Raw genomic sequence first — 12,778 nt, 5'->3', positions numbered from 1 at the left:
CATTTCAAACAGCAAGTCTGATGAATAAGAACTCCATACTATATCTCCTTTTTGTACTATTGTTTGCTGGAGCCTGCAGTGGTACAAAAAATCTACCCGAAGGCGAGCTCTTGTATACGGGTGCCAAAGTAAAAGTGGAAGGGGATGCAACTCCAAAAAAAGAACGCAAAGCATTAAAAGCAGAATTTGAAGCGATTGTAAGACCAAAACCCAACTCTTCTTTTTTGGGCTTTAGACCCAAATTATTTATTTATAAAATTGCCGGTACTCCTAAGAAGCAAAAAGGATTTCGTTACTGGCTAAAAACTAAAGTCGGAGAAGCGCCAGTCTATTACAGTAAAGTAGATTTGGAATACAACAAATTAGTTTTACAAAACCATTCAGAAAACAACGGCTACTTCAACACCAGAACCGCGGCTGATTCCACTCGTCATGGCAAAAAAGCAGAAGCTAACTATACCGTAATCCCTAAAAGGCAATACCGTATTAGAGAAATTAAATTTCCACAAGATTCGACTATCCTTTCTACCGCCGTACGCGACACTAAAGACAGAACCTTGTTAAAAAAAGACGAAGGCTACAGTCTTATTACCATTAAAGAAGAACGCTTGCGCATTGATGCACGGCTTAAGGAAAAAGGATTCTACTACTTCAACCCAGACTACCTAAAAGTTCAGGTAGACAGCACGGTTGCAGACCATCAGGTCGATTTAATTGTCAAAGTAAAAGAGGAAACTCCTGAACTGTCGCAAACGCAATACCGAATAAACGATATCATCGTATATCCTAATTACTCCATAAATGCAGATAGTCTCGTCACCGCTACGGATACGTTCGTAAAGCACAACGACATGACGATTATCGATAATGAAAATTTGTTTAAACCTAGAATTTTTGATCGTACTTTATATTTCAAAAAAGATGATTTATACAACCGTACTAATCATAATCTATCCCTAAACCGATTAGTCAATTTAGGAACATTTAAGTTTGTGAAAAATGAATTTAAAGTGGCTGATACCATCGGCAATTATCTCGATGCGTATTATTACCTCACCCCACTACCCAAAAAATCCATTCGTGTAGAAGTATTGGCCAAAACCAATTCGGGTAATTATACGGGTACAGAGCTCAATGTAAACTGGAGCAATAGAAATGTATTCAAAGGTGCTGAATTACTTACTATCTCAGCCTTTGGTGGGTTGGAAGTACAAGTTTCAGGTGTAAATAACGGTTTTAATGTTTACCGTTTTGGTACAGAAGCAAATTTAGTTTGGCCCCGACTCATAACACCATTTCATTTTGAGTCCTCTGGTGGTTTTGTCCCAAAGACCAAAGCTACATTAGGTTATGAGTTCCAAAACAGAACCAAGCTGTATTCACTACAAACATTCAAAGGGTCATTTGGCTATTTATGGAAAGAAAATGAACGCAAAGAACATCAGTTCAATATTACTGAAATTACGTACGCCAGTCCGCAAAATGTGACGCCTTTATACCAAGAACAAATAAATGCTAATCCCTCACTTGGAAAAGTAATCGAAAAGCAATTGATTTTTGGCCCTACCTATTCCTATACGTATACAAACACCATGGAAAAAAGAAGGATACACTCTTTCTATTATAAGGCAGGTTTAGACTTAGCAGGAAATATTGCCGGATTAGCGACCGGAGCAAATTTGGAAAAAGGAGATACTATAAAAGTTTTTAGTGTGCCTTTCAGCCAATTTGTAAAAGTAGAGAATGAGTTTAGACACTATTTAAAATTGGGTGGCGAAAGACAATTGGCCAGTAGAATTATTGCTGGTGCTGGATTCGCTTATGGGAATTCGAATGAAATGCCATTTATAAAACAGTTTTTTAACGGCGGAACTAATAGTATCAGGGCTTTTCGTGCACGATCTATAGGTCCTGGAAGCTTTAATGGCACAACGACTACCAATACGTTTCTTGCAGATCAATCTGGAGATTTAAAACTAGAATTCAGTACAGAATACCGAGCTAAAATTTATGATATTGTAAAAGGTGCCTTGTTTGTAGATGCTGGAAACATCTGGTTGCTAAAAGACAATCCTGATAAACCTGGAGCGAAGTTCTCTAAAGATTTCTTAAAAGAGTTTGCAGTAGGTGTGGGTGCTGGATTGCGTTTTGACTTCTCTTTTCTGGTACTTAGAACAGATCTCGCTTTTCCTATCCGCAAACCATATTTACCGGAAGGCAACCGTTGGGTATTGGATCAAGTGAATTTTGGAAATAGTTCGTGGCGAAATGAAAATCTAGTTTTTAATCTAGCTATTGGATATCCTTTTTAGAAGTTTATAAATGTAATTCAATCTAAATCCCTACTCCTATTTTGGACTCGAAACAGAGAGTCACTGTGTATAAGGGAATTATAATTTATATAACAATTACAATCCTACTTTTCATTGCAGAATAATTAAATTATAATGCTAAATGCTATCATATAACTAACATTAGTTGCCTTTTGGACTAAATCATTGCTAATTTCGGTTATATTTGTGGCATAAACTACTCTATTTATGGAAGAATGTATCTCTGTCTTTGACATGTTAAAAATTGGCGTTGGCCCATCTAGTTCCCATACCCTTGGACCATGGCGTGCAGGAGAACGCTTTCTCGAAGAACTGAGAAAGAAAAACCTGATTCAGTCTGTTGTAAGAGTAAAAACAGATCTATACGGCTCCCTTTCCTTAACAGGAATAGGCCATGCTACTGATTTAGCAGTTATGCTCGGATTGAGCGGTCAGGATCCAGAATACATTCCAGTAGAAAATATTGATGGCATTATAAAGACTATCAAAGAGGAAAACCAAATCCATTTAGGAAATGAGTTCCTAGTTCCATTCTCCTTTTCACAAGATATCGTTTTCAACAAAAAATTTCTTCCTTTTCATTCTAACGGAATGAGATTTACCGCTTTTCTAGCAAATGGAAAAAAACATATTGCTACCTTCTACTCCATCGGTGGTGGATTTGTGGTTAAAGAAGAACGATTGAATGCCAAAAAGAAAATCGAAATAAAATGCGCTTTCCCATTTGCTATAGATAAAGCAGTCGACGTTTTAGCCTACTGTAAATCCGAAAACAAGAAGATCTCTGAAATCGTTTACGAAAATGAGAAATCCATGCGTACCCCAGAAGTAATAGACCATGAGTTAATGCGCATCTGGAACACCATGCTAGAATGTATGTACATTGGTTGCCATACAGAAGGAATCCTTCCTGGTGGACTGAATGTTCGTCGTAGGGCTTTTGACATGCATCAAAATTTAATTGGACTATCAAATTACAGCGACCCACAAACGTGGCTCGAACAAATAAGACTAACCGAAGTAAAATTTCGCCAAATCCTGAAATGGGTAAGCTGTTTTGCCTTGGCCGTAAATGAAGTTAATGCCGCTTTGGGACGAATTGTAACCGCACCTACTAATGGTAGCGCCGGAGTAATTCCATCCGTGTTAATGTATTATTTAGTGATTGAAAACCATCAAGCAGGCGAAAAGGAGATCAAGCAATTCTTGCTAGTTGCAGGCGAAATAGGAAGTATTTTCAAAAAAGGATCAACGATATCAGCCGCAATGGGTGGTTGTCAAGCAGAAATAGGCGTTTCGTCTTCGATGGCTGCAGCAGCACTGTGTGAGTTGATGGGCGGAACTCCAGAACAGGTTTTAATGGCTGCTGAGATTGCCATGGAACATCACCTGGGATTGACCTGTGACCCTATTGGTGGCCTGGTGCAAATTCCTTGTATCGAACGCAATACTATGGGCGCAATAAAAGCCATCCATGCTGCTGAACTAGCGCTGGAGACTGATCCTAAGAACGCTAAAGTACCTTTGGACAAAGTAGTAGATACAATGTGGCAAACGGCAAAGGACATGAACAACAAATACAAAGAAACTTCTGAGGGCGGACTCGCCGTAGCGGTGAACATGTCTGATTGCTAATACTGGAATTACTCAGTTGATCCTCAATCTAAAATCAACAAACTTTACTCTAAAATCTTAAATCATAAGTGCGTATCCCCGCTAAAACGTGACGATAACTATCGTGACGATTCAGCGGGGTCGGGCTATTTATTACAATCTTTTTTTAAATTTCGCTCCCGCTCCATAAAAAAAAGGATTTCCACTTCAAATCACAATTTCTGATACTGGTAAAGGAATAACTGAAAAGTATTTTTGTAAATAGTAATAGGCAACACAGACAGTCGTTTCAAGCCATTTGTAATTTTGTGGTGGCTATAAATAGTGATTTTCATAACTTCGTTTTTTCTACAACGGAAAACTCATGGTTTCATAACACTGGAAAATGCAAGGACGCTGTGCATACTTTATAACTCGGAATTTATAGATACTGACAAAAACTTAATCAAAATATGAAAGTAAAAAATACAACAATTACAAAAGGGTTTATTATTTCTGGATTAATGAACGCATCAGTTTTAATTTTCTCGAGGCTATTTACTAATTCAACAATTCCCGAATCTGACCCAAACGTAATGTCTAATTTTGGCTTATTAATGATTCTTATTTGGGGATTAGCGTATATTTCTGTTGCAAAAAGTTATGATAAAGTAAAATGGCTTATTGGAATATTTGCCATTGAAAAATTCATTTATGGATGTGTTTGGATAAATTGGATCCTAAATAATACTATTTCTGAGGTTTATGAAAAAGACCTAATGGCTGGAGTATTTTACTCAATTTACGGAATCAATGATTGGGTGTTTTTTATCTTCTTTATATTAGTCTTTTTAAGACTATCTAAATTAAAAGATAATGGTTAGGCAAAGCCCACAACAGCAATCTATTTGACCAAACACAATCATAAGTATGAAAGAAATCGACAAAATAGCATTTATTGAAATCCAAAAAGGGAAAATATTAAGTACAAAATCCAAAGGAAAAACTAAATATTACATTCCTGGAGGAAAGCGTGAAAATGGAGAAAGTGACGAGCAAACGCTGATAAGAGAAATAGCAGAGGAATTAAGCGTTGCTATAATCCCAAATACGGCTAAATATATAGGAACATTTTCAGCACAATCTGACGGAGAAAAAGAAGGAATAAATGTGATTATGACGTGTTACAAAGCAAAATATTCTGGGACTTTAAAAGCAAATAGCGAAATTGAAGAAATTAAATGGCTGAATTATAACGACCTTGATATCATTTCTGAAGTTGATAAAAAAATCTTCTCTTTTCTAAATGAAAAGGGAGAGCTGAAATAAAACAGGCATTTTAATAACAGTTATAAGCTATTTATTGTTTTGTGGTAAACAATAAATTTTTTGGATACGAGAATTTTCATATTATCGATGGTTCCATGATTTCAGCAAATCTAGGAGTCAATTAATCCTTATCAATAACTGCCATTGCAGAGCGAGCTACGAATCAAATTCCTGCTAAAACAACTTTCGAAGATTAAAACAAATACTATATGTCAATGAAATACTTATCTAAAAGTTTAAAAATTATTTTAAGCTGTGCTGCACTAATTACAATAGGTATTATAATTTTCTTTGGACATCGAGACATTCCATTGAATGAACTAAGAGCAAAGTACACCAATACGGCTTCTTCTTTCGTTTCAGTGGACGGAATGGATGTTCATTTTCGTGATGAAGGAAACCAAACCGACACGATTCCCATCGTACTTATTCATGGCACAGCATCCAGTTTGCATACTTTTGACATCTGGACAGATAGCTTGAAAAAAACAAATCGAGTAATTAGAATGGATCTTCCTGCTTATGGCTTAACGGGTCCTTTTCCTGATCGAAATTATTCGATGGCTCATTACACAGAATTCTTAAAAAACTTTTTAACAGCTTTAAATATTAAACAATGTGTGCTGGCAGGCAATTCTTTAGGTGGACAGATAGCATGGAACTTTACACTAGAGCAACCACAAATGGTGAGAAAATTGATTTTAATAGATGCCGCAGGATATCCCATAAGTTCTAAGAGTGTGCCAGTTGCCTTTAAAATAGGCAGAACTCCGGTGCTAAATAAGGTCCTTACCTACATAACTCCACGTTTTATAGTGAAAGCTAGTGTTGAAAATGTATATTTCGATAAGTCGAAAGTAACTGAATCTTTAGTTGATCGCTACTTTGAACTCACGCTTAGAGAAGGTAATCGTCAAGCCTTTGTAGATCGATTCAAGATGGCAAAGGATACGAGTGCTTATAAAAACATAAAACACATTCAACAACCTACACTTATATTATGGGGAGCGAACGATTTATTAATCCCAGTAGAAAACGCCAATAAATTTCATAAAGATTTACCCATTAATACTTTAGTTATTCTGGATAATAATGGCCATACTCCAATGGAAGAAAGCCCAATGGAAAGCCTAAAACCAGTACTTGCCTTTTTAAAAATGGATAAATAAGTTAAATAACAAATAGGTGTATTGCACTTTTAAACCTGCTGTATTCAAACCAGTGACAATGATTTAAACACCAGATCTTTTAATCAAAAATTGTACAGACTAATTCTCTATATTATTTTTGAACACTTTCAATAACTGGTGATTCAGCATCGTTTTGATAATAGCTTAAGTTTACCTTACTCGCATATGAAAATATTCATACTTAATTAAGTTAAAATAGCTATTGGAACTTGAAAAGCATTTGTAGTTATTGCTTATAAACGACTCCTTCTTTCATTACAAATACAACATTGGTTACAGTATTGACATTCTCGGTTGGGTCATCATTCGTTGCAACAATATCTGCTAAATAGCCCGGTTCTAAGCTGCCTATTTTTTGATCCATTTCTAATATCTTAGCGTTAACTATTGTGGCCGCTTGGATAGCTTTCATTATTGGCATGCCTGCTTCTTTCATATAGATAAACTCTTTGGCATTATCACCATGAGGAAATACCGCAGCATCTGTTCCAAAACCAATAGGCACTCCTTTTTTGTACGCTTTTGTAAAGGTTGCTTTAATTTTTGGCCCTATGGCTAAGGCTTTAGGTACTACTATAGCAGGATAATAATTAGGGATAAGCGCTTTCTCTGCCACAAAGCTTCCTGCTGAAAGTGTTGGGATATAGTAGGCATTGTATTTTATCATTAAATCCATAGTGGCCTCGCTCATTTCAGTTCCGTGCTCTATGGTTTTCACACCCGCTCTAATCGCTCGTTGCATCCCTTCGTCGCCATGAGCGTGGGCTGCTACTTGCATTCCGTAGTCTTTGGCAGTACTTACGATAGCTTCCATCTCTTCCTGGGTAAACTGCGGATTGCTTCCGCTTTTGGCTACTGATAAAACACCTCCTGTGGCGGTTATTTTAATCCAGTCGGCTCCATTTTTATAACGTTGTCGTACCGCTTGTCGGGCATCTTCTATGCTATTAACAACACCCTCTTTTGGCCCTGGATTACCCATTAAGTCTTTGCGATAGCCATTTGTTGGGTCGGCATGTCCTCCTGTGGAAGCTAATGCTTTCTCAGCTGTGAGTACTCGTGGTCCTACTACTTTACCTTGGTTAATGGCATTTCTAAGCGAGACGTTTATACCCGAGCCACCAAGATCGCGTACAGTGGTGAAGCCCGCCATAAGCGTACTATTGGCAAAACCTATTGAGTTGAATGCAATATCGGCATCATTTTGGGTGAATTCATCTATATATTCCGTTGGGCTGGTTTCCCCTTCTAAGTGCACGTGCATGTCGATCCAACCAGGCATAACGGTTTTGGTTTTTAGATCGATTATTTTATCTGCGGGGTTCGTGGGGTTTATAAAACCATCCTGAATGGCTTTTATGGTTTTATTCGAAACTATAATGGTTTTATTGGCAAGTACTTTTCCGGTTTTGGTATCTATAATTTTGCCACATTGAATATAGCTGTCCTGAGCAACTGAAATAGTGGTATAAAGTACTAGAAATACAAGTAATAGTTTTTTCATAATGATTCGATTTGATTTTAAAGATATGAAAAACAATTTATTAACCGCCGTTTTTATTTTTTTACCCAACTACATCTGTTTATGCACAATGCGCTAAATATTTATTTACTTTCAATAAAATAAAGGATTACAAATTCATTCTTAGGGTGCAATCATTAATACTATTCGTTGGACTCTTAGAAATAACTCTTTAAATTAAAGCTGCTGATAATTAGATAAAATCGAACTTTTTCTTAGCAAAAACACTTATCTTAGTTGAACCAAACTACGACTTCTGCAACTTAGGTTTCGCGACTAGACCTTGCAAAAAAATTAAAAGCCGAGTTACTATGAAACACTTAATTTATATGATACTATTATTTTCTGCAATGACCCCAAAAGTAATTTTTGATTTTAACAAAAATTCAGATATTCGAGACTGGATGATTTTAGATGATGTTGTAATGGGAGGAGAATCAGCTGGGACTTTTAAATTAAATCCTGAGGGTTTTGGTGTTTTCGAAGGAAACATATCACTGGACAACAATGGAGGATTTTCTTCTTTGCGCTATCGATTCCCCAAAATAATAGTAAAAGAATACAGCACCATACTTATTAAACTTAAAGGTGATGGTAAAAAATATCAATTCAGAATGAAAGCTACTTCTGGAGATTACTACTCCTACATAGCGCCCTTTTCTACCTCAGGTGAATGGCAAGAAATAGAAATTCCTATAAAAGACATGTACCCTTCGTTCAGAGGAAGAAGACTTGACCAACCTAATTTTAACAAAGATTATATTGAAGAAATTGCTTTTTTAATAGGGAACAAAAAAGCGGAAAAATTCAAACTCTTGATAGACAAAATAGAGTTAAAATAACATTAACTGGTGCAACAATGAAAAGCTCCGTCGCTGCTGCGAGCATAACTCCTGCGACCGCAAGTATGCTGTTCGTTGTATCTTAGTACAAAATAAAAACTCCCTGAATAATCAGCTTTCTAAACTATCAATAACATTTTCAAAAAGCAATCCTCCCTTATACATTCCTTTTAAAAAAGGATGTATTAATTTCCCTAATTCGGTTAAGCTGTACTCTACCCTAGGCGGAACTTCTGGAAATACTTCGCGATTAATCAAACTATCTTTCTCTAACTCTTTAAGTTGTTTAGTAATCATACGCTCACTGATATCAGGCATTAGCCTTACTAATTCACTATATCTCTTATTGCCTTGATAAAGATGTAAAATAATGGTACCTTTTCGTTTTCCTTTAATGGCATTTATAAAAGTATCAATCGGGCAGTAACTTTTTTTCATCTTTTTTTGTTTAAATAGCTAATGAATATACAAAACAGCACAAAATGTTCGTATGTGAATTATTTGTAAGTTATTGTATATCAATATATTTTAATCGAAATTTGGTACAAAAGTAATCAAATCATATAAAACACATACAATGAATAATCAATCAACATTTAAGGCTTTTCGAATAGAAGAAAAAGACGGCAATTATATTTCTACAATTAAGGAAATGCCGTTTAATACTTTAACTCAAGGCCAAGTACTTATCAAAGTACATTACAGCTCATTGAACTACAAAGATGCGTTATCTGCAAGTGGAAATAAAGGGGTAACTAGAAATTATCCACATACACCCGGTATTGATGCTGTTGGAACAATCGTTTCGTCTGAATCAAATAAATTTAAAGTTGAAGACAAAGTTATTGTAACAAGCTATGATTTAGGAATGAATACTGATGGAGGTTTTGGGCAATACATCCAAGTTCCAGAAGACTGGGCAGTGAAGCTACCTGAAAACCTAAGCATGAAAGAAGCAATGATTATTGGAACAGCGGGATTAACAGCAGGTATTTCTGTATTACGACTGAGCGAAACTGTAAAACCTGAAGATGGACCAATAGTTGTTTCTGGTGCTACTGGTGGTGTGGGATCTTTAAGTATCGCTATTTTAAAAAAAATAGGTTATAAAACAGCGGCAATCACAGGTAAAGAAACAGAGCGTGACTTTTTAGTGAAACTTGGAGCAGATGAAGTTATTATGCGAAAAGATTTTGAAGAACCAGAGAAAAGACCTTTGTTAAAACCAGCTTTTGCCGGAGCTATTGATACCGTGGGTGGAGTTATTCTCGAAAATATTATAAAATCCATTAGTCCTATGGGTGTGGTTACTTGCTGTGGTAATGTAGCCTCTCCAAAACTTGATTTGACTGTATTTCCGTTCATTTTAAGAGGGATATCCTTGATAGGTATCGACTCTCAAAATTATCCAATGAATTATAGAGAGAAAGTATGGGACAAATTATCCAACGATTGGAAAACAAATACATTAACTGAAACTTGTACTGAAATAACGTTAAATGAATTAGAGGGAAAAATTGATTTAATGCTTAAAGGAAAATTAAAAGGAAGAACCGTGGTTAAGATGGATATTTAAAAATAGGTCAAACAACAGCTGGTAAAAAAGATTGCTTAATTGTATAAAAAAGAATATTTTTAAGATCTCAATTTAAATAGTAGAAAGTTATGTTTTTAAAAACGCAGCTTTCCTACCCAAAACTGTGAGTCTTCATTCAAAACCAGATACAATTAATGAAATTTAGTATTCTAATTTTAGCATTTGCTTTTTTAACCTCTTGTCAAGCATTTGGACAGCAAAAAAAGACAGATTACCCAGATTTAACGGCAAATATCAATTCCATTATTGCTAATAATAGCTTTAATGGAATTGTCCTTTTAACGAAGGATTCTGAGGCGATATACACTAAATCCATTGGCTATTCTGATTTAAAAAAGAAAACGCCACTTAACATTAACGATCAATTTGTAATTGGCTCAATAAGCAAACAAATAACAGCCGTATTAGTACTGAGAGAATATGAAAAAGGCAAAATTAGACTCGACAATAAAATAAATGAATATCTGATCGATAGTAAACAACCCTGGTCAAAAGAAGTCACTATTCATCAACTGCTTACGCACACTCACGGAATTGTAGCTTTAGATGCACCATTAGAATTCAAACAAGGTTCGCAATTTCATTATTCGCAATTAGGCTATGAAATACTTGCACAAATTCTTGAAAAAGTAACGGGTAAAACATTCAAAAAGCTAGCAACAGAACTCTTTAACGAATATGAATTAAAAAACACCTTCCACCCTAAAAACAAAAGGTATAAACATCTGGTAAAAGGATATGAGGAAAATGAAAATGGGGTTTTAGAATTCACGCCCAATAGTTTATCTAATTATACCGCAGCAGGTGCATTTATCTCTAACGTTGCCGATTTAAATAAATGGAACCACCTACTCTACTCCGGAAAGCTTGTCAAAAAAAAGACCTTGAAACTAATGGAAACAAAATATGCTACGCGTATCCATCCTGTTTTTGACACCATCGACTATGGATATGGATTACTGTTTAAAGACGGTGAACAAAATTTACAAATTGGTGCTTTAGGTTATGCTCCAGGTTTCGTTTCTGCTTGTTATTTTTATCCTCAAACAAATATGAACTTAATCATTTTGGAAAACACGGGTAATAATTTAGATGATTTCAAAAAGACCTTTAAAGTGCATACTGAAATAATGGCATTAATAAAAAAACAAACGCCCAGCGCTTGCGATAAGTAATGATCTGTCCTAATTTACCTTAAAAATCTTGAGCTTTTTTCGATTACCCCTTTTTCGCAAAGCAAAATAAAAATAGTAAGCCATTCTAAAAATAAAAGAATAGATGACAAAAGAATTTCCAGTTACAAATTCAACCCTTTCTGCAACTAAACTTGGGGAATTATTACAAGATAAATATGATTTAAGTGAGAATACGGAATGCAAGCTTTTCAGAGCCGGAATGAATCACGTTTACATCGTTACTGATAATAATACCAAATATGTTCTTCGGGTCTATACTTTTAATTGGAGAACAAAAAAAGAAGTTGCCGAAGAAGTACGACTACTTATCCATTTGAACAAAAACAAAACTCCTGTTTCCTTCCCCATTACTGATAATTTAAACGAATACATTCAAGAATTAAACGCACCTGAAGGATTACGGTATGCTGTATTATTTTCGTTTGCAGAAGGTACAAAATCAGCAAAATTTACAGCTGAAACTAGCTTTTGTATCGGACAAGCTTTGGCCAAAGTCCACAAAGAGACAGAAGATTTTGCATTAAACAGAATCACATACGACAACGAAGTTTTGCTAATTGATTCCGTTAAACGAACACGGGAATTCTTTACAAAAGAAACTGAGGAGACGATTTTTTTAGAAAAAATGGCTCATTTTCTACAACAGGAATTTAATACTGTAGATAAGGAACAAATCCGATTTGGAGCCGTTCATCTCGACGTATGGTTTGATAATATGCACTTTAATGAAGGCAATAAAGTAACCCTTTTTGATTTTGATTTCTGTGGTAATGGCTGGTTGTGTTTAGACATTTCTTATTTTCTATTTCAGCTATTTTCTACAAATCTAAACGAGAATGATTACAAAATCAAAGCAGCAAGTTTTCTTGAAGGTTACGAAACGATAACTAAAATTAGCGAGGAAGAAAAACGACTTCTACCGCTCGGTTGTTTAACAATTATGACCTATTATATCAGTATACAATGCGACAGATATGATTATTGGACCAATATCTTTTTGAATGAAGACCACTTAAAAAGGTTTGTAGGCAACCTAAAGCGATGGATTGTATATAATGAAATTGAAATAGAATAAGACTTGCGCTTAGCAAACATCGATACTTAGAAAAATTGAATAATTAGGGACGGTATTTCCATTTGCTGTCCTTTGTTTTTTTTACTAAAAATACTATCATG

At 35.4% G+C, this 12,778-nt stretch carries 11 protein-coding genes; 9 read left to right on the top strand and 2 right to left on the bottom strand.

Annotated features, from left to right (window positions below; translation table 11 throughout):
• Positions 1-20: 20 nt before the first annotated feature.
• The 5 genes from AAC069_RS07850 (at position 21) to AAC069_RS07830 (ending at position 6,424) form a co-directional block, all read left to right on the top strand.
• Entirely contained in the window at positions 21-2,312 is a 2,292-nt protein-coding gene (locus tag AAC069_RS07850) for a BamA/TamA family outer membrane protein (protein ID WP_339919925.1), read from the top strand.
• Positions 2,313-2,540: 228 nt separating this feature from the next.
• The gene (locus AAC069_RS07845; RefSeq protein WP_339919924.1) at positions 2,541-3,968 is read left to right on the top strand and encodes an L-serine ammonia-lyase; all 1,428 of its coding nucleotides are present in this window, start codon (positions 2,541-2,543) and stop codon (positions 3,966-3,968) included.
• Positions 3,969-4,399: 431 nt separating this feature from the next.
• Positions 4,400-4,810, top strand: a complete 411-nt coding sequence (locus tag AAC069_RS07840; RefSeq protein WP_339919923.1) for a hypothetical protein — start codon at positions 4,400-4,402, stop codon at positions 4,808-4,810.
• A gap of 46 nt (positions 4,811-4,856) precedes the next feature.
• A complete protein-coding gene (locus tag AAC069_RS07835) occupies positions 4,857-5,255 on the top strand; it encodes an NUDIX domain-containing protein (protein ID WP_339919922.1) in 399 nt (132 codons plus the stop codon).
• 209 nt (positions 5,256-5,464) lie between these two features.
• A complete protein-coding gene (locus AAC069_RS07830; protein ID WP_339919921.1) occupies positions 5,465-6,424 on the top strand; it encodes an alpha/beta hydrolase in 960 nt (319 codons plus the stop codon).
• A 247-nt stretch (positions 6,425-6,671) separates the two neighbouring features.
• On the opposite strand, the gene AAC069_RS07825 is transcribed toward AAC069_RS07830, so the two are convergent.
• Positions 6,672-7,949 carry an amidohydrolase family protein gene (locus tag AAC069_RS07825; RefSeq protein ID WP_339919920.1) on the bottom strand — a complete coding sequence of 426 codons (1,278 nt, stop codon included), beginning with the start codon at positions 7,947-7,949 and terminating at the stop codon, positions 6,672-6,674.
• A 329-nt stretch (positions 7,950-8,278) separates the two neighbouring features.
• Here AAC069_RS07825 and AAC069_RS07820 point away from each other — a divergent pair, with 329 nt between their 5' ends.
• Complete coding sequence (locus AAC069_RS07820; RefSeq protein WP_339919919.1) at positions 8,279-8,809, top strand: CIA30 family protein; 531 nt, start codon at positions 8,279-8,281, stop codon at positions 8,807-8,809.
• Between the two features lie 111 nt (positions 8,810-8,920).
• Here the strand turns inward: AAC069_RS07820 and AAC069_RS07815 are convergent, their stop codons facing one another.
• Entirely contained in the window at positions 8,921-9,247 is a 327-nt protein-coding gene (locus AAC069_RS07815; RefSeq protein WP_339919918.1) for a helix-turn-helix domain-containing protein, read from the bottom strand.
• A 139-nt stretch (positions 9,248-9,386) separates the two neighbouring features.
• Here AAC069_RS07815 and AAC069_RS07810 point away from each other — a divergent pair, with 139 nt between their 5' ends.
• The 3 genes from AAC069_RS07810 to AAC069_RS07800 all read left to right on the top strand — a co-directional run bounded on the left by AAC069_RS07810 (position 9,387) and on the right by AAC069_RS07800 (position 12,677).
• Positions 9,387-10,385, top strand: coding sequence for a YhdH/YhfP family quinone oxidoreductase (locus AAC069_RS07810; RefSeq protein WP_339919917.1), 999 nt, complete (start codon positions 9,387-9,389; stop codon positions 10,383-10,385).
• 155 nt (positions 10,386-10,540) lie between these two features.
• On the top strand, positions 10,541-11,581 hold the full coding sequence (locus AAC069_RS07805) for a serine hydrolase domain-containing protein (protein ID WP_339919916.1): 1,041 nt from the start codon (positions 10,541-10,543) through the stop codon (positions 11,579-11,581).
• Positions 11,582-11,684: 103 nt separating this feature from the next.
• Positions 11,685-12,677 (top strand): phosphotransferase, encoded by a 993-nt coding sequence (locus AAC069_RS07800; RefSeq protein ID WP_339919915.1) that lies wholly within the window; start codon positions 11,685-11,687, stop codon positions 12,675-12,677.
• Positions 12,678-12,778 lie beyond the last annotated feature (101 nt).

The organism is uncultured Flavobacterium sp., from assembly GCF_963974175.1.
Lineage (GTDB): Bacteria > Bacteroidota > Bacteroidia > Flavobacteriales > Flavobacteriaceae > Flavobacterium.
This window is presented reverse-complemented; position numbering and strand designations above follow the sequence as displayed.

What these genes read in the sequence shown, in the direction of transcription:
- AAC069_RS07850 (WP_339919925.1), top strand. Translation starts at nt 21, where the DNA reads ATGAATAAGAACTCCATACTATATCTCCTTTTTGTACTATTGTTTGCT.
- AAC069_RS07845 (WP_339919924.1), top strand. Translation starts at nt 2,541, where the DNA reads ATGGAAGAATGTATCTCTGTCTTTGACATGTTAAAAATTGGCGTTGGC.
- AAC069_RS07840 (WP_339919923.1), top strand. Translation starts at nt 4,400, where the DNA reads ATGAAAGTAAAAAATACAACAATTACAAAAGGGTTTATTATTTCTGGA.
- AAC069_RS07835 (WP_339919922.1), top strand. Translation starts at nt 4,857, where the DNA reads ATGAAAGAAATCGACAAAATAGCATTTATTGAAATCCAAAAAGGGAAA.
- AAC069_RS07830 (WP_339919921.1), top strand. Translation starts at nt 5,465, where the DNA reads ATGTCAATGAAATACTTATCTAAAAGTTTAAAAATTATTTTAAGCTGT.
- AAC069_RS07825 (WP_339919920.1), bottom strand. Translation starts at nt 7,949, where the DNA reads ATGAAAAAACTATTACTTGTATTTCTAGTACTTTATACCACTATTTCA.
- AAC069_RS07820 (WP_339919919.1), top strand. Translation starts at nt 8,279, where the DNA reads ATGAAACACTTAATTTATATGATACTATTATTTTCTGCAATGACCCCA.
- AAC069_RS07815 (WP_339919918.1), bottom strand. Translation starts at nt 9,247, where the DNA reads ATGAAAAAAAGTTACTGCCCGATTGATACTTTTATAAATGCCATTAAA.
- AAC069_RS07810 (WP_339919917.1), top strand. Translation starts at nt 9,387, where the DNA reads ATGAATAATCAATCAACATTTAAGGCTTTTCGAATAGAAGAAAAAGAC.
- AAC069_RS07805 (WP_339919916.1), top strand. Translation starts at nt 10,541, where the DNA reads ATGAAATTTAGTATTCTAATTTTAGCATTTGCTTTTTTAACCTCTTGT.
- AAC069_RS07800 (WP_339919915.1), top strand. Translation starts at nt 11,685, where the DNA reads ATGACAAAAGAATTTCCAGTTACAAATTCAACCCTTTCTGCAACTAAA.